Consider the following 22,806-nt stretch of genomic DNA (forward strand, 5'->3'; position numbering starts at 1 on the left):
GGCCGGCGTCGCCATTTCCGCGACGGTGCCGCCGCCGCAGTGTTTCGCTGTCGGCTTCGTGTCACGTGAACCGTCTATCAGTGGCAGGGCATGCGTTGCGCGTGTCTCCCCGATCGTCGCCGCAGCCGCGGCCCACCAGGTTGATGAGGTTCCGATGTCGCACCCGCTCCCGTCCGCTGTTCGTCCGGCCGCGCCGATGCGCCGCAATCATCCGATGGCGTGGGCCATCGCGGTCGCCCTGGGCAGCATGGTGGCCCCGGCCAGCCAGGCGCAGCAGGCGTTCAGCCCGGGCTGGTTCGCCGAGCGGGGCGCGGCCCAGGGCAGCGCGGCACAGAGTGGCCGGATGCCCAACGGTGTGCCGATCCAGTTCCAGTTGCCTGCCCAGCAGCAGGATGCAGCACGGCAGAAGCTGCAGCAGTCGATCGACAACCTCGGTACGGCGGCGCAGGCGATTGCCCTGCAGCAGCGCCTGCAGGAACAGGCGCGGCAGGCGCGCCGCGAGGCTGGCTTCATCGTTGCCGATGGCCTGGGCAAGGATGGCCTGAGCGTCGACCAGAACCCGCTGACCCGCGGCTGGCTCAATGCGCGCGACGCGATCCAGTCGCAGGGCAGCGACGGGCGGGTGCAGGTTACGGTCGAGCAGACCGCGGACAAGGCGATCCTGAACTGGGAGACCTTCAATATCGGCGGCAACACCACGCTGAACTTCCTGCAGAACCCTGACTGGGCAGTCCTGAACCGCGTCAATGATCCGCAGGCGCGGCCCAGCCAGATCCTGGGCCAGCTGAAGGCCAATGGCACGGTGTTCGTGGCCAACCGCAACGGGGTGGTGTTCGGCAACAACAGCCAGGTCAATGTACGCAATCTGCTGGCGGCTGCAGCACGGATCAGCGATGCGCAGTTCCGTGACAACGGCCTGTACAGCCCCGACGCCAGCAGCAGCGCGCTCAGCGATGCATTTGGCAAGGTGATGGTGGAGCAGGGTGCCCGCATCGCGACCCATGAGCCGACCAGCGCGACGCGCGGCGGTGGCTACGTGCTGCTGGCCGGGCACAGCGTGGAGAATGCTGGCCATATCGAGGCGCGCAAGGGCCAGGTGCAGCTCGCTGCCGGTGACAGTTTCGTGATCCGGCGCGGCGTGGGTACGGCGACCAATACCAGCTCCACCACCCGCGGCAATGAAATCGCGCCGCGCTTCGTCGCTGGCAGCACGGCGGGCAGCGTGCGCAACACCGGTCTGCTGCGCGCCCGCGAGGGTGACGTGACCCTGGCCGGGCGCAACGTCGAGCAGGCCGGTGTGGCCGTGGCCAGCACCACGCTGGCGCAGCGCGGCACCGTGCATCTTCTGACTTCGGCCAGTGATGCCGGCAGCAGCGTCACGCTTGCCGATGGAGCCACCACGGCGGTGTTGGTCGAGGACGATGGCAAGGCCACGGTGCTGGATACGCAGCGCAACAGCCTCATCAAGGAGTCGGCAGAGCAGGACGCGATCCGCGCCGGCGCGCGCTCGGCAACCTTCGACAATCTGTCCCAGCACAATGATCGCCGGGACCAGTCGCGGGTGGAGATCGTCTCGGGTGGCAACATCCATTTCAGTGCGGATTCGCTGACGGTTGCCACGGGCGGCCAGATCATCGCCGACGCGGCAGCCCGCAGCTACGTAGACGACGCGGCACGCGTGGATGTTTCCGGCGCAGTGGGCGTACAGGTGTCGATGGAAAGCAACAATGTCCAGGTCAAGGTGCAGGGCAACGAACTGCGCGATGCCCTGGACAACCGCGACAGCGGCAAGCTGACCAGCAGCGAGGTCTGGGTCGACCGCCGCAGGCTGGTCCACGTTCCGGCCGGTACCGGGGGCTATGCGGGTGAGCGCTGGTACGCGGCGGGTGGCCTGCTGGAAGTGGGCGGCTACCTTGACAACCAGGGGCACTCGATCGGCGAATGGGCCGCGCAGGGAGGCACCGTCCTGCTGGGCGGCAGGGAAGTGATCACGCATGGCGGCTCACGCATCAACCTTGCCGGTGGCAGCCTGGATGTGCAGAGCGGCGTGATCCGGCAGAGCTGGGTGCGCGGCGTCGATGGCCAGGTCTATCGGCTTGATGACGCGCCGGCGGAGATGCTCTTCGATGGCCTGTACAGCGGCCATGAAGTAAAGCAGGAGCGCTGGGGCATCACCGAGACCTTCCGTGATCCGATTGTATTCGCGGCGCAGCGTGTCGATAACGGATACACGGTCGGCCGCGATGCAGGACGCCTGATCATCTCCGCACCGACCGCGGTGCTGGATGGAAAGGTTGAGACGGCTACCTTCCAGGGCGCGCAGCAGAACCGCAGGCCGGATACCGCGCTGGAGGGTTATGCGCAGGCGCAGACGGCGGTCGCGCGCAATGCGCAGCTGTACCTGGGGCGCTACGACGGCCAGGGCCGCAGCGGTGTGTTCGGCTCGGATGTGCGCCTGGATGACAAGGCTCGGACGAAGGCCGCGTGGTCGCTGCTGGCCCCGGTCAACGAAGAGCGGCGTGGCACCGTGTGGCTGGATACCGCAGAGCTGAGTGCCCAGCAGTGGGGACGGATCGACCTGGCGACCGCTGATCGCATCCGCATCGACGGCAGCCTTCGGCTTCAGGCAGGCGGACAGCTCAACCTGACGGGCAGCGAGGTGGAACTGGCAGGCGACATCGGCATCGCCGGCGGCCAGCTGTCGGCGGGCAACTTGCTGGATGTGCAGGGCCGGCCGACGGCGCTGCTGCATGATGGCCGCGCGCGCACCGCCATCGCCGACGGCACGCGGATCGATCTCTCCGGTGAATGGAGCAATGCGTCACTGGCGACGCCGCGCGACGCGAGCGGTGCCTGGACGGATGGCGGCCGCCTGAGCCTGGGCAATAGTCATGACGTGGCCGTGGGCGCCGACTCAACGGTTGACGTCGAGGCCGGTGCTGCGCTGGACCTGCGCGGCAAGGCCCATATCGGCAAAGGCGGCAGCGTCAGCCTGCAGGCGAACAGCAGTACGGTGACGACCGACGGCAGTGGCCGGGTGCAACTGGGCGACGGAAGCCGGTTCAGTGGTCGAGGACAGGGGGGGGGTTCCTTCTCGCTGGGGACCGGTGGCCAGGTGCGGCTGGGCGATGCGGACCTGGCGGGCACATCGCTGCGACTGGACCCCGGCCTGTTCGGCAGTGGCTTCGCGCAGTACGACATCAATGGCCACCAGGGTGTGGAGGTGGCCGATGGCGCGCGGCTGGTCGCTGCCCTGCCAGGCCTGCGCCTGACCCAGGACGCGCGGATGGCGACCGACCGGGCGTCCGCACTGGCAGCGTGGGACGCGCCACTGTACAGCGCTGATCCGTCGAGCGGGCGCGTCAGCCAGCGCGCGGGTGCGAGCATCAGCCTGCGTTCGGAGCGCAACAGCGTGGGCGGTGACCTTCGGGTTGGCAAGGATGCACTGGTGGCGGTCGATCCAGGGCAGACGATCTCGCTGCTCGGTGCAGGCAACATCGATGTTGAAGGCACGCTGCGCGCGAAGGGCGGCCGCATCCTGATCGACGATGTGCGCCCGGAAAACGCGCTGTACGCCGGGCAGCGCACCGAACGCACCTGGCGTTTCGCCGAAGGCGCGCTGCTGGATGCCGATGCAGACGCGATGTCGCTGCCCGATTCCAGCGGCCGCCTGCGCGGGCAGGTGCGCGCAGGTGGGCGCATCGAGATTGGCGGGGCGCTGGACTGGGAGACCAACGCATTCGTCGACAACCGACCACCGGAAGCCTTCGTGGTGGTCGAACGCGGTGCGCGCCTGCAGGCGCGGGGCGCGTCGGCCGAACTGGACATCGATGGCCAGGGCCGCGTGCGCGTGGACAGCGACGGCGGGCAGATCGTGCTGCGTTCGGCCAACGCGCTGTACCTGGACGGCGGGATGGACGCGGCCGCCGGTGGTGCCGGCGCACGCGGGGGCACGCTTGGCCTGGCCTTTGGCGGGAGCATCCATGCACGTGGCGCCAGCGACGAGGTACTGCGAGCGCGTGCGATCAGCCTCAGCCAGCACAGCGCACCGGCGCAGCCACTGCCGGCCACATTGGAATATGGCCACGCCGCGTTGTCGGTCGAGCAGCTGCAGGCCGGCGGTTTCGACAACCTGTCCGTGTTCGGTGACATCCGCGCGGTCGGCGACGTCGACCTGCGCCTGGCCCAGAGCCTGCGCATCCACGGCCAGGGCACTTCGAGCCTGGGCATGGCCGTGGATGCCGGGCTATCGTCTGGGCTGCGACTGAGTGCGCCCTATGTTCGCCTGGCGCAGGCACGCTGGCGCCAGATGCCGGGCGAGAACCTGCAGGGCACCGCCGCGGTCGCTTCGTCCGGGCCGGAAGATCACGCGCTGGCGGTGCAGGCCGAGCTGATCGACATCCGCGACGTCACCTGGCTGCCGGGTTTCGAGCATGTGGCGCTGGAAAGCCGCAGTGACGTGCGCCTGACCAACGGCATTGCCAGCAGTGGCAACACCAGCGCGTTGATGACGGCTGGTTCGATGGACGTGACCGCTGCGCGCCTGTACCCCACCACAGGCGCGATCGGCACGCTGGTGGCCGGCGCGTCGGCGCAGACCGTGCAGACCGCTGATTACTGGGCCGATCCGGATGCCGTGCTGCGCATCCACGGCACCGGTGCGGACACGAAGCCGGCGCCGGAATCGGCGCTGGGTACGCTTCGCCTGGTGGCCGCCACGGTGCAGCAGGGCGGCAACGTACAGGCGCCGATGGGCACGCTGCAGCTGGGTGGCCTTATCCAGAACGGAACCGTCGGCAGCCGGGTGGAACTGCTGCCAGGCAGCGTCACCTCGACCAGTGGCGCCGGCTTGTCGCTGCCCTATGGTGGCACCGTCGATGGTGTCGACTGGCGGGTCGGTACGCGCAGCCTGGGTTCGCTGACGCCGGCCGGCATCTCCTCGATGGGGGTGACCCTGAAGGCGAATGAGATCGAGGTGGCGCCGGGGGCCCTGCTGGACATGTCCGGCGGTGGTGAGTTGACCGGTGCCGCCTTTGTGTCAGGACGCGGTGGCTCTGTCGACGTGCTGCGAACGGCGTTGGCCGACGCCAATCCGCGCTATGAATTCAGTGCGTCGGGCAACCCGGTGTATGCGATCGTGCCGGGACGCGCCGGGACATTTGCCCCCAGCGGCGAGGAAGGATTCGCCGCACCGGCCGTGGGCCAGCAGATCACCGTGCCGGCGGGCGTGCCCGGCCTGGCGGCAGGCACCTACACGCTGATGCCGGCCAGCTATGCGCTGCAGCCCGGTGCATTCCGGGTTGAGCTGGGCGCCACCGGCACCTCGGGCATCGCGCAACCCATCGCGACCGGTACCGGCACCTGGCGTGTGTCCGGGCAGCAGCGCACGGCGCTGGGCGCGGCAATCTCGCCGTTGCTCACCGACATCCTGCTGACCCCCGCCGCAGTAGTACGCCGGCACTCGGGCTACAACGAAACCTCCTACAACAGCTTCGCGCAATCGGTGGCCGACCGCCGCGGCGAGTCGCGTGGCTGGCAGACCATCGATGCGCTCGGGTTGACCCTTGCGTTGGGCGAAGGCGCAGGTCGTGCAGACACGCCTGCCATCCGCTTCGCCGGCACCGCGCGGTTCGGCGCCGCCACCGACAACGGGCGAGGCGGCACGCTGACAGCCACGTTGGCCAGCCCGGCGGTCGGTTCACTGGAGATCGTCGACGGCGGTGCGCAATCGCAGGCGCGTGATCGCGGTGCCACCTTCAGCGACGACGCGCTCAATGCCTTCCTGCCGGCGCGGATGATGATCGGCGGGCAGTTCAACCAGGAGGCCTCGCAGGTGGCGGTGACCGGCCAGGCGCGCAGCGTGGCGATCCGTTCCGGCGTCACCTTGAACGCACCGGAAGTGCTGGTGGCAGCGGCCTCCGGTGGCAGCGGCGTGCTGGTCGAGGCCGGTGCGACCCTCGATACACTGTCGTTCGCATCCGCCAACGCGAATGCCAGCGCGACCCTGCCTTACCAGGTCTCCGGCGGCCTGCTGGCGGTGTCCAACCAGCGCCTGAACCTGATCACCGGCACCACCGGGGTGGAGGCCGGTCCAGTGGCGATCGACATCGGGGGGTGCCAGACGGCGTGCGACGGCCAGACCCGGCTGGTTTCCGATGGCAGCATCGCGGTAGCGACCGATGGCGCGCTGCAGATGCGCGACTCGGCCAGCTATGGCACCCGTCAGCTCGGCCTGAGCATGGCGGCGCTGAACCTCGGCAGTGCCGAAGCGATCGCCCTGGCCGCTGCGGCAGGGGCGCTGCCCAGTGGCATGACCATGAACCAGTCCGTGCTGCAGCAACTGCTGCGCGGCAATGATGCCACTGGCGCGCCGGCGCTGGACACGCTGAGCCTGGTCGCGCGGGACTCTGTCAACGTGTTCGGCAGCGTCGACCTGGACGCGCGCGACAGTGCCACCGGCCGCAGTGGCCTGCAGACGCTCGTGCTTGGTGCGCAGGCCATCCGCGGCTACGGTGCTGCGACTGACCGGGCGCGCATCCTGGTGGACACGCTGGTCTGGGACGGCTCATTGGCGGCGAGTCAAGCGCCGGGCAGTGACGCGTCGGTGCCGCCGGCCGATCCGATGGTGGACCGGCTCGGCGCCGGGCAGCTGGACATCTTTACCCGCCAGCTGCAGCTGGGGCGGGCGCCATTCAGCCGTCCCAGTTCTGAAGTACCTGCGAACCGGCAGGTGCTCGGATTCAGTGCGCTGAACCTGAGTGCTTCGGAGCAGCTGTCGTTCTCCGCGCAGGGCACGCTGGACGTGTTCCAGCAGCGCGGCGACTATCTGGCCGACAAGGGCTGGCAGTACAGCGGAGGCAGCCTGGGTATCGATACACCGCTGTTGACGGCCGATCCCGCCGCGCGGCTGCGCGTGCGCACCGGCGGCGACTTCCGCCTGCAGGGGGGCACCGGCAAGGCGGGTGGCGATGCACTGGGCAGTGAGCTGAGCATCGACGCCAACCGGATCACGCTGGACAGCACGGTCGCGCTGGCGTCCGGACGGCTGTCGGCGAACGCACGCCAGGGCATCACGCTTGGCAGCCGGGCCGCGTTGGATCTGGCCGGACGCAAGGTCTCGCTGTACGACGTGGACAAGTTCAGCTGGGGCGGCGATGTCCTGCTGTCCAGCGACACGGGTGACATCCGCGCCGATGCGGCCTCCCGCATCGATGTTTCCGCCCGCAACAACCGAGGCGGACGCCTGACGGTCACCGCAATGGCCGGCCGAGCCGATCTGGCCGGTGTTCTGCAGGGTGCCGCCACTGGTCGCTACGATGCCGGTGGCACGCTGGTGCCCTACGACGGTGGCGAACTGGTGGTGCGGGCACGCCAGCTGCAGGACTTCGCCGGCCTCAACCAGCGATTGACCGCCGGCGGCGTCGTCGGCGGTCGCAGCTTCCAGATCGGTGAGGGCGATCTGCGGATCGGCGACGAAGTGAAGGCGCGCCGGGTCGATATCAGCGTCGATGCGGGCAGCCTGACCGTGGCCGGCCGCATCGATGCCAGCGGCGAGCAGGTCGGCAGCATCCGCCTGTACGCCCGCGATCAGTTGCAGGTGGACGGCACGCTGGACGCGCACGGTACCGGCCTGCGCGTGGACAGCCATGGCAAGATCATCGACAGTCCAAACCGGGCCACCATCACGCTGGGCAGCGCCGAAGGTGCCGTCGGCCTGGGCAGCGCGGCGCAGCTGGACCTGCGTGCGGGCAGCGATGTTACCGTCGGTGGACGTCCTGGCCAGAACGATGGCACCCCGCGCGGCACGCTGAAGATCGATGTGCCGCGGCTGGGCAGCAACGACGCGGCGATTGCCGCGGCCACCGGCCTGCGCATCGATGGCGCGGCCGACATCCAGCTCAATGGTGTTCGCCGCTACGACGATGCGCCCCTGGCAGCCACCGCTGACGTGCGCGGCAACCGCGCGCAGCTGGTCACCCAGCAGTGGTTGGACCAGGTGGTCGATCCGCACAGCGTGGCCTGGATCGATGCTGCGCTGGACAACGCGGATCTGCAGCAGCGCACGCGGGCGCTGGGCGATGTCCGCCTTCGTCCCGGCGTGCAGGTGCTGGCGCGGCGCAGCGATGCCAACCCGGACGGCGACCTGACCATTGCCGGCGACATCGATCTGTCCGGCTACCGCTACGGGCCCGAAGCCAACCGCGCCGATCCATCGCGGCGTGGCTTCGGCGAATCGGCCTCGCTGGTGCTGCGGGCCGAAGGCAACATCAACGTCTACGGCAGCATCAACGATGGGTTCGCACCGCCGCCGTCCACGCCGGATGAGGGTGGCTGGCAGCTGTATGAGGGTCGCAATGGCAGCGCGGGGCAAACCCCCTTTGGCGGCGGCCTGGTGGTGCCGGTGGACGGAGTGAAGCTGCAGCCCGGCACCGAGTTCCAGGCCGGCACCCGCCTGAACTATGACGTGCCGGTCGAATCGGTAACGCTTCCGGTCGGTACCGTGCTGCCCGCGCCGATGGTGATCTCGCAGAACCTGCGCCTGCCAGCGGGCACGGTGCTGGGTGCGGCGGTGACCACCGACTCCGGGCAGACGCTGGCGGCGGGCACCGTGCTGCAGGAGCCGCTGGTGTTGGCGGCCGGTGCGCGCCTGGGGGCCGGCTTCCGCCTGCGCAGTGCGGTACAGATGGCGGCACAGGAATGGCCCGCCGGCGCGACGCTGCCGGTTGCGTTGCGCCTGGCACGGGAAGTCGAGCTCAAGGTGGGCGCGTACATCCCATCGTTGACCAAGGTGGAGTTGCCCGGCAACGGGCCGGTGAATCTGCGGCCGGCCGATGCCGGCGGCAACCAGGGGCGCAACTGGGCGCTGGCGCCGATGCTGGCCGAGGGCACCACCTCCTGGGACCTGACCGTGGTCGCCGGTGCCGATGCCGGGGCAGCCGACCCACGCAGCCGGCGCTGGGGCAGTGAAGGCAGCGTGGTGCTGGCCGACACCCACCAGGGCTCGATCGGTACGGTCAAGACCGAAATCATCTGGGTGGGTGATCGTGCGTTGACTGAGCGGGCATCGCTGGACTGGATCGGCGACACCTCCTATGCAGGCCGTCCGATTGCGGAGTTGGCCGACATGTTCGGCTTCACCGAAGACGAGTTCTGCGCGATGTCGGCCGACTACTGCGGCCCGGCCCCCCGCCAGGTGGCCGCGCAGGGCTCGCTGGATTACTGGGGCGACGAGTCCTACGTAGGCACCCCTGCGAAGGACTTCGCCGCGATGTTTGGCATGACCGAAGACGAGTTCTGCAGCACGGCGCCCACCTACTGCGCCGGCGGCGGCACGCAGACCGAAGTGACCACTTACGGCAAGCGCGCAGGCACGCCGGCGTGGAGCGTGCTGCGCACCGGCAAGGGGGACCTCGAACTGCTCGCTGCCGGTGATGTCGTGATGAAGTCCGGCTTCGGTGTGTACACGGCGGGCGCTCCCACCACGCTGGGCGAGGGCCGCGACGCTGCCTTCAATTCGCCCCGTGCAGCAGCCCCCAGGAACACCGCACTGCTGGGTCCGAACCTGGTGCCGGGCAGCTATGATGCCGCGTTGGCCGGCTACCAGGCCTGGTATCCCGATCATGGCGGCAACCTGCGCGTCGAAGCCGGGCGAGATATCGTCGGTGACGTCTGGACCGGGCGCGCAGAGTCGGGCACCAGCGAGCGCGACTGGGCGCTGTACTCCAGTGCCGCGGTCGGCAATTGGCTGTGGCGGCAGGGAACCGGCAGCACCACCGGTGTGGAGCCGGTGCCGACCAGCTGGTGGGTGAACTTTGGCGCCTACACCAACGTGTCCGCTGCTGCTGGCGCCTCTCCGCGGATGGTCGGCTTCACCGGCTTCGGTACATTGGGCGGCGGCAACTTGACGCTGGAGGCCGGGCGTGACGCCGGCGTGCGCGATGCGATAGGTGACGCGCTGGACTCGACGATCGCACCGCGCTCGGGTGCGATCATCGCGGCGGTGGGATCGACCGGCCGGGTCAGCGATGGCCAGCTGCACCTGACCGGCGGCGGCGACCTGCAACTGCGTATCGGTGGCGCACTGAATCCGAATCTGCGGGCGACGTTCTCCAGCCTCAATGCCTCCAGGGCGGGACAGAATCTCGATCTCAACGGTACCTTCAGCAATCTGCGTGGCAGCCTGCAGCTGGATGCGGGACGCATCGGTGCAATGGGCGTCACCCTGGAAAGCTACGCGACGCTGGGCCAGCTGCGTGCGGCCGATCTGTTCGCCGCCGACGCCGCTCGCCCGATGGGCGGGCCGGTGCTGGTGCTGGGCGATGCGGTCGCGCAGCTGCAGGCGCGGGGCGATGTGGTGCTCGGCGGCGTCGCCGATGCCGGCCGGGTTCCGCTGGCCAACTACAGCGCGGTGCTGCTGGATGATGGCGCGCGCGCTGCAGGCAGTACGTGGTTCTCCCTGTGGACCGCCAACACGGCCGTGGATCTGTTCAGTGCCGGTGGTGACCTCGCGCCAGGCCTCGCCGGGCCGGAAAACGTGACGGGCAGCAATCTGTGGCGCGAGCAGGTCCAGCTTGTTGTGCGTGGCGGTGATGATCTGCTGAATTACTGGCTCTATCCTTCGCGCTTCAGCGCGATTGCTGCGCAGGGTGACATCAAGCTGGACCGGATCAGCACCACGCCGGGGACGCAGGATGTGATCCTGCTGGCACCCTCGGCGACAGGACGGCTGGACGTCCTGGCCGGTGGCGGCATCTTCGCCCAGCCTGGCGCGACCCAGATCGCGCGCTCGGCCAGTGACGCGCGCCTGCCGGGACCCTTCGACCCGGCATTCATGGCCGAGCAGGGTGATTCCGCAGGCAATGTGACCCGCACGCGGCACAACCTTTCGGTCGACGGCAACATTGCATCGCCGGACGCGTCGCTTCCGCTGTTTGCGTTCGGTCCGAATACTCCGCTGTCCTCCGTGTCTGCGGCCCTGGCGCCGAGCCGTTTCTACGCGGTGCAGGGGGACATTATCGGCCTGGCCACCGGCGCCCGGCGCACGCTGAATCCCAACGCGGGGCAGCGCACGCAGTTGAACTGGTTCGAGGCCGCCGGCGCCGTGCAACTGCGGGCAGGCCGGGACATCCTCGGGGTGTCGATGACCGCGTTGAACACCGCGCCCACCGACATCACGGTGGCGGCGGCAGGCCGCGACATCGTGCATCTGAACGCGACCATCGCTGGCCCCGGCAACACCGAGATCAGTGCCGGCCGCCAGCTGCGCCAGGAGGATGCGGGCAGCATCGTCAGCCTCGGTGGCATCGTGCAGGGCGACACCCGTCCCGGCGCCAGCATCGCGCTGACGGCCGGCAACCAGCAGATCGACTTCGCGGCCCTGCGTGCCCGTTATCTGGACCCAGTCAACCTTGCCGATCCCGCGCAATCGCTTGCATCGCAGCCGGGCAAGGCAGTCAAGGTCTACAACCAGGAGCTGAAGCAGTGGCTGCAGCAGCGCTTCGGCGTGGCTGCCGACGGCGACGGGGCGCTGGCCGCGTTCGATGCGCTGCCGCAGGAACAGCAGCGCATCTTCCTGCGCCAGGTCTATTACGCCGAGCTGCGCGAAGGTGGAAGGGAATATACCGATGTAGAAGGGCCCCGCTTCGGCTCCTACCTGCGTGGGCGCGAAGCCATCGCCACGCTGATGCCGGACAGGAATGCGGCCGGTGCGACGATCGACCGTACCGGCGACATCGTGATGTACGGTGGCTCCGGCGTGCGTACCGAGGCGGGCGGCAACATCGAGCTGATGGCACCGGGTGGGCAGATCGTGATCGGTGTGCAGGGCGTGGTGCCACCTGCCAGCGCCGGCCTTGTCACCCAGGGGCAGGGCGATATCCGCCTGTTCAGCCAGGACAGCGTGCTGCTGGGCCTGTCGCGGGTGATGACCACGTTCGGCGGCGACATCCTGGCGTGGTCGGAGCAGGGTGACATCAATGCCGGTCGCGGTTCGCAGACGACGCTGCTGTACACGCCACCGCGTCGCGTCTATGACGGCTGGGGCAATGTGATCCTGTCGCCGCAGGCTCCCGCCAGTGGCGCCGGCATCGCGACCTTGAACCCCATCGCCGAAGTACGACCGGGCGACGTCGACCTGATCGCACCGCTTGGCACCATCGACGCGGGCGAGGCCGGTATCCGCGTCTCGGGCAACATCAACCTGGCGGCGCTGCAGGTGCTCAATGCCGCCAACATCCAGGTACAGGGCGAGAGCAAGGGCCTGCCGGTGCTGGCATCGGTGAACGTCAATGCGCTGGCCTCGGCCAGTGCGGCAGCCAACAGCGCCAGCCAGGCGGCACAGGATGTGATGCGCAAGAGCCAGGACGAGGCACGGCGCAACCAGCCGTCGGTGATCAGCGTGCAGATCCTCGGCTTCGGCAGTGGCACCAGCGCCATCAATCCGCCGGCGCGTGGCAACACTGCTAACAGCGGCTATGACGCCAACAGTGCCTTCCAGTTCCCGCAGGCAAGTCGCGACGAGGGCACGCAGCGCCGGTAGGCCTCCTGCAACCGTGCCGGCCAACGGTCGGCACCACCGTAGATCCACGCCATGCGTGGATGCGACCGGGCCGAAAGAACGAACAGCATCGGGCCAGCCGCCACGGAACGGCAGCGGCCCCAGCCAGGATGGCACGGAGGGCAGGGAGCGGCCATCAGCGGTGAGGACCACCGACACGGCGCCGCCGGGTGCAGGAGGGCACCCGGCGGCAGGCTCGGCAGTAGATCCGCGCCATGCGTGGATGGCTGGGCCAGCCTCAGTGCCGACCAACGGTCGGCACCCACCAAAGCAGGCCGGGCAGTAGAAGCCGCTCGGCAGTAGATCCACGCCATGCGTGGATGCTTTGCCTGGAAGGAATCCTAAAGCTCCAGCACGCGCCGGTAACTCAACGGCCCACGCCCATCGCGCAGGCCCAACCGCAGTTCCAGCCCGGTGGCCGGCAGCACCTCGCCTTTGCTCGGTAGCAGCGCCCACCCGGCGCCCGGCTGCCAGGCGCGTACCTCGAATCGCTGCACATCCTGCGCCACCGCGATCCCCTTTGACTGATCCGGTGCGGGCAAAGGGTAGCGATCCGTCGCAGCGCTACTGGCCCGCCACAGCGTGCTTCCCTGTCGCCACCAGCGAACACGTTGCCAGCGCAACCCGTCGCTGCCCAAGCTGCGGGTGATCTCCAGCGCGAAGCTTCCATCCGGATGCCGTTCGCTCACCAGTGAAGGGGGTAGCAGGCGCTGAGGCTGATCCGCCGGGCGCACTGCGCCGTTCATCAGTTCGTCGTCGGCGCGCATCTCGATGTCGCGCTGGAACTGCTGCAGCACGCGCAGCGCCGTCGTGGTCTCGGCATCGGCCCGGCGCAGGCGTTGGTCGCTGCTGGCCACGCTGTCGAGCGTCCGCCAGCAGATCAGCGCGAGTACGCCCATGATGGTGATCGCGATCATCACCTCGATCAGGGTGAAACCTGCTGCGGTACGCTTCATTGCGCCGCCGTCCACGGCAGCTGTATCCGCGCCAGCGATTGCCGCGGTGCATCTTCGGCCACCACGCTGAGTTCCAGTTGCGGCTGTCCGTCACTCCCGGTGCCGACATGCTGCAGCACCAGGAAACTGCTGCGCCCCTGCACGCAGCGCTGCCGTGCATCCTGCGGAGGCTGCCCGGCCAGGCGCAGCTCCTGCCAGCGGTCCTGCGCACACATCAGTGCCAGCCGACGGTCGCGCAGGCGCGATTGATCATCGGTCGCCACCGCCACCGAACGCATCACCGCCGCCAGCGCAATCGAAACGATCGCCAATGCGATCAGCACTTCGATCAGGGTGAACCCGCGCATGTTCCGCTTCACTGCACGACCTGCAACTGTCCGCTGCCATCGTCACGAAGACGCAGCTGGCGGCCCTGCAACGACAACCTCAGCTCCCACGCCACGCCGATCCACTCCGGGCTCAGTTCAATCGGCGTGGTCGGTTGCACCGCGATGCCCGCCGGTTGCCATTGCTGCGGACGCAGAAGGTCATCGCGCTGCACGTCAACCCAGCGGGTGCCCTCGCGGCGGCTGAAGCGGTAGCCGGCGGCGTCGGCCTGCCAGCGCAGGGGGCGGCCATCGATGCGCGCCTCGTCACGCGCCACCTGCAGGCGCTGCGCCAGCCGTTCAGCTTCCTGCCGCAGCTGCCGGCCCGGATCGAGCAGGCTGCCCAGGCCAAGGCCGATGCCCGCCGTGCAGATGCCGATGATCACCAGCACCACCATCAGTTCCAGCAGGGTGAAACCACGCGGCACGTGCTGCATCGACGTTGCCTCCTGTCCAGGTCGATGCCTGCCAGCGTAGGCCCGCATGATGAAACAAAAGCGTCAGCGGCAGCTGCTAGCGTGGGCAGACACGAACGTGGCGATGGTGCGGAACATGGATGGCAGGCGCTGGGATCGCAATCGCATGTTGACCCTGCTGGCGGCGACGCTGCTGCTGGCGGTGGTGGCCTATTGGGGCGTGACCCTGTCTGCGGTGGCACCGACGGCTGCGGCCAGCGAAACGCACGCAGAGGTCCCTGCACGCCCCCTGTTCGATGCAGTGGCCAGCCTGCCGCTGGTGCGGTTGCTGTCCCCCGGTGCGGTGCAGACCGAGGTGGTCGTGCTGGGCGTGATGGCCGGCGACCACGCGCCGCTGGCGCTGCTTTCGGTGGATGGCCGTCCTGCCGAAGCCTACGCGCCGGGCCAGCGGTTGGGGCCCTGCACGGTTCTCGCCAGCATCAGCGCCAACGCGGTGGAGCTGAACCAGGCGGGGCAGTTGCGCAGCCTGCCGGTGCCTGAGCTGCCGCCGGTGCCGAGCGATGGCATCGTGCCCGCGGCACCGTAGTGCCGAGCCTACGCTCGGCTGCGTCTGGAAGAACAGTCGAGCCTGGCTCGACTCTACAGAATCCTGCCGAGCGATAGCTCGACCCTTCAAATCCTGCCAGGCGTGGGCTCGGCCCTACGGCCGCGCAGGCTCATCGCGCCGGACGCTGCGGTACCACCGAACGACCAAAGGCATCGCCCATGCGCTGTCGCGCGCCTTCCAGGTTGTACTGCATCAGCTGGTTGCCCGGCTGCCGCATCAGCCGCTCGGCCTCCGGCAGTGCCGGTGACTTCGCCGCTTTCGATGCCGGCGCCAACTTGCGCTGCAGGCAGTCCCAGGCCGGAATGCGCTCGCCATTGACCTGTACTTCGATGCAGGGCGCGGCGTCTTCCTGCTTCTTCGCCTCGTCGGCGCGCACCGGGGCCAGCACCAGCAGCAACGCAAGGATGAGGGCAGCGCGCAGTTCCACCATCAGTGATTCACGCATCTCGAATCTTCCGCAGCAATCGACGTTCTGCAATGAAGACGTGTGGAGAAGGCAGGGTCCGCCTGCGTGCGTTGCGGTGCCGTCAAAAGATGACAGTGCTGTCACAAAACTGTTGGCGGTTTTGACGCGACGTACACGTCCTGTTGGTAGACCCACGCGCCGCTCCATGGCCCTTTCCTTCGATACGACGCGATGCCTTCGATGACTCCTGTTCCGTGCCGAGCCGTCCGCCTCCCGCTGCGCCTGCATCCGCTGGTGCTGGCCCTGGCGGCGCTGCCACTGCCGCTGTTCGCGCAGGAGGCGGCGCCCGCGCCCAGCGTGAACATCAATGAGTACATCGTGCGCGGCAACACCGTGCTCGATCCGCGCCAGATCGAACGCGCGGTCGAACCCTTCCTCGGACCGGGAAAGACCCTGGCCGATGTCGAGAAGGCACGCGATGCCGTCAATGCGCTGTACCAGCAGGCGGGCTACCAGTCGGTCTACGTGGAGCTGCCCGAGCAGCAGGTCAGCGGTGGCGTGGTGCTGCTGAAGGTACAGCAGACACCGATTGGCCAGCTGCGGGTCGTGGGGACGAAGCACGAATCGCCCGAACGCATCCTCGAACGCGTACCGGCACTTGCCGAGGGCAAGGTGCCGGACTTCGACCAGGCGCAGAAGGAACTGACCGCACTGAATGAGGGCGGGCGTCGCCAGGTGATGCCGCTGGTGCGCGAAGGCCAGGTGCCGGGCACGATGGATGTGGACCTGCAGGTCGAAGAGAAGTCGCCGTGGCGTGCCAGCGCGTCACTCAACAACGACCACAGCGCAGACACCGAGAAGCTGCGCCTGAGTGCGTCGCTGGCCTACGACAACCTGTGGAAGCGGGGGCACAGCGCCAACATCGGCGTGTACCTGGCGCCGGAAGATACAAAGCAGGCCAAGGTGTTCTCGGCCTCGTACACGATGCCGTTCGAAGGCACGCCGTGGAGCCTGGAAGCCTCCGGCTACAAGTCCGACAGCCGCGTGCTGAACGCGGGCGGACAGGTCGGTACCGGCACCGGAACCAATGTGATCGGCAACGGCCATTCGATCGGTCTCAAGCTCAACTATCGACTGGCCGGCAGCAGCCAGTGGTGGCGCCAGCTCAGCCTCGGCGTGGACTTCAAGGACACCGAGGAAGACACGCAGATGGGCAAGGAGAGCCTGAAGACGCCGCTGAAGTACGCGCCGATCACCCTGGGGTTTGTCGGTGTGCGCCAGGGCGAGAAGGATCAGTTGAGTATCAACACGCAGCTGGTGGCCGGTACCCGTCGTCTGTTCGGCTATGGCAGTGATGCCATCGGGTTCGGGCAGAAGCGCTACTGGGCAGACCCCAGTTTCGTCGCGTTCAAGGCGGACGTCGCCAACACGCACACGTTCAGCAGCGACTGGCAGTGGTATGTACGCGGCTCGTTGCAGGTGACCGATGCGCCGCTGGTGTCGGCCGAGCAGTTCGCCGCCGGTGGCATGTACACCGTGCGCGGCTATCTGTCGGCCGAGGCGATCGGCGATTACGGCGGCCTGGCCAGCCTGGAATGGCGCACGCCTGCGTGGTCGCTGTGGAGCGGCACCGACCTGCGTGTCTACAGCTTTGCCGACGCGGCCTACCTGCGCCTGCGCCAGCCGCTGCCCGAACAGCGCGACAAGTACAACCTGGCCTCGGTCGGTCTGGGCGCGCAGCTGCGCCTGGGTGAACACCTCCAACTTCGTCTGGACTACGCCTGGCCGTATGCCGATGGCCCGGTCACGCGCAAGGACGACCCACGCCTGCATTTCAACATCAGCACCAGTTACTGACCCTTCCCTTGAACATGCGTTCTCCGGAGACCCTTCGCATGGACCGTTTGCTTTCCCGAGTGTTGTTGCTGCTGGCCGCGCTGGTTGCGCTGCCGGCCGCTGCGGCCGATGCCAATTGGTGGCAGGCCGAATGGAAGTACCGCAAGCCGATCACTGTCGACGCCGGCCCGCAGGGCGCGGGCCTGGCCGGTGATCCGGGTCGCACGCCGCTGCTGCTGCGCCTGCACACCGGCAACTTCGGCTTCGACGGCACCCAGGATGCGGGCAACGACCTGCGCTTTGTCTCGGGTGATGGCCGCACCGTGCTGGCCCACCAGATCGAACAGTTCGATCCCAAGCTGGGCCTGGCCCTGGTCTGGGTGGACGTGCCGGCGGTCAGCGCTGCGGCACCGCAGACGATCTGGATGTACTACGGCAATGAAAAGGCCCCCGCCAGCGGCAACGGCCAGCAGGTGTTCGATCCGGACTATACGCTGGTCTACCACTTCGCCGAGGCCAATGCGCCGGCACGCGACACCACCGCTTATGGCAACAATGCCGGTGCCGTGGTGCCGCCATCGGAAGGCTCGGTGATCGGCCGCGGCGTTCAGTTGGGTGCAGCCCCGCTGCCGCTGCCGGCCAGCGCATCGCTTGCGCAGGAGGCGGGCGCGCCGCTCACTGTTTCGGCCTGGATCAAGCCAGGCAGCAACAACGCTGCACAGGCGATCTACGCGCGTCGCGACGGTGCGTCCGAACTGGTGCTGGGCATCGAAAACCGGGTGCCGTTCGTGCAGCTCAATGGCCAGCGCAGCACGCCGGCGCAGCCGGTTCCGGAAGGGCAGTGGGCGCATGTGGCGCTGACCGCAGAGAAGGGCGCACTGCAGTTGTACCTCAATGGCCGCGTGGTCGCCCAGCTGAGCGGCGAGCTGCCGGCGCTGACCACCGCGCCGGTGGTGGGCGCCGATGCGCCGGGCGCGGTGCAGCCGCTGGCCAGCTTCGAGGGCGCGCTGGATGAGCTGCGTATCTCGCGCGTGGCACGTCCGGCCGCGCTGCTGCTGGCCGATGCCACCGCGCAGGGCGCCGACTCGCGCCTGATCAGCTACGGCGCCGACGAGCAGTCCGCCGGGCAGAGCCACTTCGCCTTCATTCTCAAGGCGATGCCGTTCGACGCCTGGGTGGTGGTCGCCATCCTGGGCCTGATGATGCTGCTGTCGTGGGCGATCATGATCGCCAAGGGGCGGCACTTCGGCCGTACCAGCAAGGCCAATGCAGTGTTCACCGAGAGCTTCGGCAAGCTGTCCGGTGTGCCGCTGCGCACCCTGTCCGACATGGACCGCCAGGGCAAGGCACCCACCGCGATGCACGACGGTTCGCTGTGGCGCATCTACCAGGTGGCCATCGATGAAATGCAGCAGCGTCACCAGCGCGACGGCAATAGTGGTTATCTCAGTGGTGCCACCATTGCGGCGATCCGCGCCTCGATGGATGCGGTGATGGTGCGTGAGCAGGAAGCGATGGCGCGGCGGATGAACTGGCTGTCGACCACCATCGAAGGCGCGCCGTACGTGGGCCTGTTCGGTACCGTGATCGGCATCATGCTGGTGTTCGTGGTGGCGGCGATGGCTGGCGCGGTGGACATCAATTCGGTGGCGCCGGGCATGGCCGCGGCGCTGCTGTGTACCGCAGCCGGCCTCGGCGTCGCGATCCCGGCGCTGTTCGGCTACAACTACCTGGGCGCGCGTGCCGAAGCGATCGGTGCGGACATGGCAGTGTTCATCGACGAGTTCGCCGCGCGCCTGGCCGAAGAGCAGGACGGGCGCGGCCCGGCCGCGGTCCAGGGCTGAGGGGCACGCCATGGGCCAGAAGGCGAAGTTCGGCATCAAGAAGCGCGAGAAGGGCATCAACGTGACGCCCTTCGTCGACGTGCTGCTGGTGGTGCTGGTGATCTTCATCCTGACCAGCAACGCCTCCATCCCCGGCATCGAGGTCAACCTGCCGAAGGCGAGCAACAGCGTCGCGCTGGAGAAGCCGAAGACCAAGGCGATCACCATCGACCCCAGTGGACAGGTGTTCCTGGACGCCTACCCGGTGACGATGGCCGAACTGGAAGACCGGCTGCGCACCGAGCGCGCGACCACGCCGGATTTCCCGGTGATCGTGCGCGGTGATGCGCAGGTGCAGTACGCCCGCGTGGTCGAGGTGCTGGACCTGCTGCGGCGGCTGGAGCTGGCCCAGGTCGGCCTGGTCACCGGCAAGGCGCAGGGCTGAGGCATGACGGCCCATCAACCCCCTCGGCCGGAGCCCGGCATGCGCGGTCGCCAGTTGCTGGTGACCGTCGCGCTGGTGCTGGCCGCGTTGCTGGTGCTCGGCATCGCCGTGTGGTGGATGCTGTTCAGGGACACTGCCAGTACCCGTCGGCCGGTGGTGCAGCCGCCGATGCTGGCGCTGCCGCCGCCCCCTCCGCCGCCGCCGCCGCCACCGGAAAAGCCGCCGGAACCCGAAACGCCGCCGGAAGAGGCCATTCCCGAGCCGGAGCCGCTGGATCAGCCGACGCCGGCCGAAGAGCCGACCCCGACCCCGGACAACGCCGACCCGGTAACGATGAATGCCGATGCGCAGGCCGGTGGTGACAACTTCGGTATCCAGTCCGGCAGTGGCGGCGGTTCGTCCGGCGTTGGCCGTGGTGGCGCCGGCAACGCTACCTACGGCCGCTACCTGGGCTACCTGATGCAGCAGGCGATCTCGCGCGACGACAAGGTCAAGCGCCTGGCGTTCCAGCTGCAGGTGAATGTGTGGCTGGCCAACGACGGCCGCCTGGAAAAGGTCGAACTGGTGCGTGGCAGTGGCAACGAGGAGGCCGACGCGGCCGTGCTCGATGCACTGCGTCGCATCGGCAAGGTCGACCAGGCACCCCCAGCGTCGCTTGATTTCCCCGCCCGCGTGCTGATCCAGGGCCGCCGGCCCGGGGCCTGATTCCCGACCTCCGTGATTTCCCTTCTTTCGATGAGAACCGTGATGAACGACCACGTCCGCGCACGAACCGACTCCCGCCGCCCGCGGCCGGCCCGACGGGCGCTGCTGTGCTGCGCCGTGCTGCTCAGCCTGGCCGCCCCGGCCGGTGCGATGGCCGCCGAAACGACCATGGTCAAGCTGATCAAGGGCCTGATCGCCAGCGGCGCGCTGAAGCCCGAAGACGGCCAGGCATTGCTGGTGCAGGCCGAGGCTGAAGCAGCGGCCGCCCAGCGCGGTGCAGCCACCGCACCTTCGGCCGCCAGCGGTGGCGTGGCCCTGGAGGCTGGCGACGTGCGCGTGCCCTACGTGCCGCAGAGCGTGCGCGACGGCATTCGTGACGAAGTGCGCCAGGACGTGATGGCGCAGGCCAAGTCCGAAGGCTGGGCGGCACCGAACGAAGTGGCCGAATGGACCAAGCGAATCAAGGTCACCGGTGACATGCGCGTGCGCAGCGAGTCGCGCTTCTTCTCCGAACGCAACAGCGACATCGTGAGCAACTGGTCGTCGATCAATTCCGGCAACGGCTTCGACACCAACACCAACACCAACCTGCAGCTGCCGCCACTGCTGAACACCCGCCAGGACCGCCGCAACCTGTGGCGCATCCGCGCGCGCCTGGGCATCGAGGCAACCATTGGCCAGCACACCACGGCCGGCGTGCGCCTGGCCAGCGGCAGCAGCAATGGCCCGGTGTCGACCACCGAGCAGCTGGGTGGCGGCCTGAGCAAGAAGGACGTGTGGCTGGACCAGGCCTGGCTGGCCTACAGCCCGGCTGACTGGGTGACGGTGCGCGGCGGCCGCTTCGGCAATCCGTTCTGGACCAGCGACACGCTGTTCTCCAACGACCTCAACTTCGATGGCCTGGCCGCGAACCTGAAGTATGACTTCGACGATGGCGACCTCGACCTGTTCGGCAACCTCGCGGTGGTGCCGCTGGAGTACACCTCCGACAGCTCGCCGAGCCAGAGCAAGGTCAAGACTCCGAACGAGAACAAGTGGCTGTCCGGTGCCCAGGTGGGCGTGAACTGGCGCTTCAACGACGACAACGCAGTGCGTGCCGCGCTGGGCTACTACGACTTCAAGAACATCAGCGGCCGGCTGTCCTCAACGTGCTCGCTGTATTCGGGCGCGGTAGGCTGCGACACCGACTGGTCGCGCCCGGCGTTCATGCAGAAGGGCAACACGCTGATGCTGATCCGGAACATCGCGCGCAATCCGCAGGACCCGGCCGGTACGCCGACCCCGCAGTATGTCGGCCTGGCCTCGGCCTTCCGCCTGGCTACCTTGAACCTGCGCTGGGATACACAGCTGGCGCAGGGCATCGGTCTGCGCCTGGACGGCGATTACATCCGCAACCTGGCCTACGACAAGCAGGCCATGTTCAGCCGCGCCCAGAACGGCATCGTCAACAACTACGGCGCCGGCGATACTGTCGGCATCGATACCTTCCGTAGCGGCGACACCGCGTGGATGGTGCAGGCCACCTTCGGTGCCACCGAGCTGAAGGAGAAGGGTCAGTGGCAGGCGCTGCTGGGCTACAAGCACATCGAGGCCGATGCGCTGCCCGACGCCTACAACGATCCGAACTTCCACCTGGGCGGCACCAACGCCCGCGGCTACTACGTGGGCGGCGCCTACGCGCTGGATGCACGCAGCTGGATCAGCGGCAAGTGGATGGCGGCCAAGGAAGTGTCCGGCGCGCCGCTGTCGATCGACGTGTTCCAGCTGGAGTTCAATACCGGCTTCTGAGTGGCGGCGTGATGCGGATCACGTAGTGCGTGGCGGGGGCGCAGCGATGCGCCCGTCTAAGGAAAGGAGACCACGCGTTGTTCAAAAGGAGGAGTGGATGAGCCGTCGCAAGCTGTTCGAGAGCCCCGAACCGTCCAGCCAGATGCTGGGTGTTGGGCCGGCCTATGTTTCCGTCGAGGGCCTGCGCCAGCACCTGGCCGAGTTCCTGCTGTATGCAGGCCGGCCGGTGGTGATCATGCGCGGGCGCAGCGAGGTGGGCTATTTCCTGCCGGCGCGCTGCTGGCGCCAGCGTGACGATGATCCGCTGGCCGCCGCTGCCGCCGACCAGCTGCTGGATGCGGCCGGTTTCCAGGCCGAAGACATCCAGCAGGTGGAGCAGGAATTCAACGCGATGCGCCAGCGCACCGTGCTGCATTCACGGCGCTGAGCTTTCGCCTCTACAGTAGATCCACGCCATGCGTGGATGGGATTACGCTGCAGCCCCACGCTCACTGGTGATGCGCGCACCCTCGCGCATCACCAGGGTCACCGGGGTCTTTTCCACCACCTCCAGCAACCGCTGCCACTGCGCATCGCTCAGCTCGGCGCTGGCATGCAGCACGCGGTGCACATGGAAGCGACCATCCGCGTCACGTTCCGAACGCAGCTCGGCATGGAACTCGCCCAGTTCCCACCCCTTGCGCTGCGCGTACATGCGCAGGGTGATGGCGGTGCACGCCGCCAGCGAGGCCAGGTACAGGTCGAACGGTGCGAAGCCCTTGCCCTGGCCGCCCAACGAGGCGGGCTCGTCCGCATCCACGGCGAATGTGCCATTGCTGATGTGGTGCAGGTAGTTGTCGGCGGTTGAAACAATGCGTGCGTAGGCCATCACGTTCTCCATCTGTCTGTGGCGTCGAGCCATGT

The 22,806-nt window shown here is 68.2% G+C and carries 13 protein-coding genes; 8 read left to right on the top strand and 5 right to left on the bottom strand.

Features of this window, described 5'->3' with window-relative positions; genetic code table 11:
• Positions 1 to 154: 154 nt before the first annotated feature.
• Positions 155 to 12,538 carry a filamentous hemagglutinin family protein gene (locus AC5P99_RS17680; protein WP_495213372.1) on the top strand — a complete coding sequence of 4,128 codons (12,384 nt, stop codon included), beginning with the start codon at positions 155 to 157 and terminating at the stop codon, positions 12,536 to 12,538.
• Positions 12,539 to 12,897: 359 nt separating this feature from the next.
• Here the strand turns inward: AC5P99_RS17680 and AC5P99_RS17685 are convergent, their stop codons facing one another.
• From AC5P99_RS17685 to gspH, 3 genes are read right to left on the bottom strand one after another with little or no spacing between them, the layout of a single operon-like run.
• Positions 12,898 to 13,512: a prepilin-type N-terminal cleavage/methylation domain-containing protein gene (locus tag AC5P99_RS17685; RefSeq protein WP_329753027.1), complete on the bottom strand. Its 615-nt coding sequence runs from the start codon at positions 13,510 to 13,512 to the stop codon at positions 12,898 to 12,900.
• Positions 13,509 to 13,859 carry a type II secretion system minor pseudopilin GspI gene (gene gspI, locus AC5P99_RS17690; RefSeq protein WP_329753015.1) on the bottom strand — a complete coding sequence of 117 codons (351 nt, stop codon included), beginning with the start codon at positions 13,857 to 13,859 and terminating at the stop codon, positions 13,509 to 13,511. The genes AC5P99_RS17685 and gspI overlap by 4 nt, the downstream gene beginning before the upstream one ends.
• Positions 13,860 to 13,867: 8 nt before the next feature.
• Positions 13,868 to 14,314 (bottom strand): type II secretion system minor pseudopilin GspH, encoded by a 447-nt coding sequence (gspH, locus tag AC5P99_RS17695; RefSeq protein WP_049396082.1) that lies wholly within the window; start codon positions 14,312 to 14,314, stop codon positions 13,868 to 13,870.
• Positions 14,315 to 14,417: 103 nt separating this feature from the next.
• Here gspH and AC5P99_RS17700 point away from each other — a divergent pair, with 103 nt between their 5' ends.
• Entirely contained in the window at positions 14,418 to 14,879 is a 462-nt protein-coding gene (locus tag AC5P99_RS17700; RefSeq protein ID WP_005413637.1) for a hypothetical protein, read from the top strand.
• A 130-nt stretch (positions 14,880 to 15,009) separates the two neighbouring features.
• Here the strand turns inward: AC5P99_RS17700 and AC5P99_RS17705 are convergent, their stop codons facing one another.
• Positions 15,010 to 15,345 (bottom strand): hypothetical protein, encoded by a 336-nt coding sequence (locus AC5P99_RS17705; protein WP_088435983.1) that lies wholly within the window; start codon positions 15,343 to 15,345, stop codon positions 15,010 to 15,012.
• 201 nt (positions 15,346 to 15,546) lie between these two features.
• On the opposite strand from AC5P99_RS17705, the gene AC5P99_RS17710 reads away from it, so the two are divergent.
• The 6 genes from AC5P99_RS17710 (at position 15,547) to AC5P99_RS17735 (ending at position 22,330) form a co-directional block, all read left to right on the top strand.
• Positions 15,547 to 17,163, top strand: coding sequence for a ShlB/FhaC/HecB family hemolysin secretion/activation protein (locus AC5P99_RS17710; RefSeq protein ID WP_329753014.1), 1,617 nt, complete (start codon positions 15,547 to 15,549; stop codon positions 17,161 to 17,163).
• 38 nt (positions 17,164 to 17,201) lie between these two features.
• Positions 17,202 to 18,986, top strand: a complete 1,785-nt coding sequence (locus tag AC5P99_RS17715) for a DUF2341 domain-containing protein (protein ID WP_049454606.1) — start codon at positions 17,202 to 17,204, stop codon at positions 18,984 to 18,986.
• A gap of 10 nt (positions 18,987 to 18,996) precedes the next feature.
• Positions 18,997 to 19,410: an ExbD/TolR family protein gene (locus AC5P99_RS17720; RefSeq protein WP_005409874.1), complete on the top strand. Its 414-nt coding sequence runs from the start codon at positions 18,997 to 18,999 to the stop codon at positions 19,408 to 19,410.
• A 39-nt stretch (positions 19,411 to 19,449) separates the two neighbouring features.
• The gene (locus AC5P99_RS17725) at positions 19,450 to 20,115 is read left to right on the top strand and encodes a TonB family protein (RefSeq protein ID WP_038646013.1); all 666 of its coding nucleotides are present in this window, start codon (positions 19,450 to 19,452) and stop codon (positions 20,113 to 20,115) included.
• 42 nt (positions 20,116 to 20,157) lie between these two features.
• Positions 20,158 to 21,903 (top strand): putative porin, encoded by a 1,746-nt coding sequence (locus AC5P99_RS17730; protein ID WP_099523609.1) that lies wholly within the window; start codon positions 20,158 to 20,160, stop codon positions 21,901 to 21,903.
• A 97-nt stretch (positions 21,904 to 22,000) separates the two neighbouring features.
• Positions 22,001 to 22,330 carry a hypothetical protein gene (locus AC5P99_RS17735; protein WP_005409871.1) on the top strand — a complete coding sequence of 110 codons (330 nt, stop codon included), beginning with the start codon at positions 22,001 to 22,003 and terminating at the stop codon, positions 22,328 to 22,330.
• 42 nt (positions 22,331 to 22,372) lie between these two features.
• Here AC5P99_RS17735 and AC5P99_RS17740 read toward each other — a convergent pair whose 3' ends face one another.
• Positions 22,373 to 22,771, bottom strand: a complete 399-nt coding sequence (locus AC5P99_RS17740; protein ID WP_005413631.1) for an OsmC family protein — start codon at positions 22,769 to 22,771, stop codon at positions 22,373 to 22,375.
• Positions 22,772 to 22,806: the final 35 nt, after the last annotated feature.

It is taken from the genome of Stenotrophomonas sp. YJH_SMC_80 (assembly GCF_059372495.1).

What these genes read in the sequence shown, in the direction of transcription:
- AC5P99_RS17725 (WP_038646013.1), top strand. Translation starts at nt 19,450, where the DNA reads ATGCGCGGTCGCCAGTTGCTGGTGACCGTCGCGCTGGTGCTGGCCGCG.
- AC5P99_RS17740 (WP_005413631.1), bottom strand. Translation starts at nt 22,771, where the DNA reads ATGGCCTACGCACGCATTGTTTCAACCGCCGACAACTACCTGCACCAC.
- AC5P99_RS17685 (WP_329753027.1), bottom strand. Translation starts at nt 13,512, where the DNA reads ATGAAGCGTACCGCAGCAGGTTTCACCCTGATCGAGGTGATGATCGCG.
- AC5P99_RS17680 (WP_495213372.1), top strand. Translation starts at nt 155, where the DNA reads ATGTCGCACCCGCTCCCGTCCGCTGTTCGTCCGGCCGCGCCGATGCGC.
- AC5P99_RS17710 (WP_329753014.1), top strand. Translation starts at nt 15,547, where the DNA reads ATGACTCCTGTTCCGTGCCGAGCCGTCCGCCTCCCGCTGCGCCTGCAT.
- AC5P99_RS17705 (WP_088435983.1), bottom strand. Translation starts at nt 15,345, where the DNA reads ATGCGTGAATCACTGATGGTGGAACTGCGCGCTGCCCTCATCCTTGCG.
- AC5P99_RS17735 (WP_005409871.1), top strand. Translation starts at nt 22,001, where the DNA reads ATGAGCCGTCGCAAGCTGTTCGAGAGCCCCGAACCGTCCAGCCAGATG.
- gspI (WP_329753015.1), bottom strand. Translation starts at nt 13,859, where the DNA reads ATGCGCGGGTTCACCCTGATCGAAGTGCTGATCGCATTGGCGATCGTT.
- AC5P99_RS17700 (WP_005413637.1), top strand. Translation starts at nt 14,418, where the DNA reads ATGGTGCGGAACATGGATGGCAGGCGCTGGGATCGCAATCGCATGTTG.
- AC5P99_RS17715 (WP_049454606.1), top strand. Translation starts at nt 17,202, where the DNA reads ATGGACCGTTTGCTTTCCCGAGTGTTGTTGCTGCTGGCCGCGCTGGTT.
- gspH (WP_049396082.1), bottom strand. Translation starts at nt 14,314, where the DNA reads ATGCAGCACGTGCCGCGTGGTTTCACCCTGCTGGAACTGATGGTGGTG.
- AC5P99_RS17720 (WP_005409874.1), top strand. Translation starts at nt 18,997, where the DNA reads ATGGGCCAGAAGGCGAAGTTCGGCATCAAGAAGCGCGAGAAGGGCATC.
- AC5P99_RS17730 (WP_099523609.1), top strand. Translation starts at nt 20,158, where the DNA reads ATGAACGACCACGTCCGCGCACGAACCGACTCCCGCCGCCCGCGGCCG.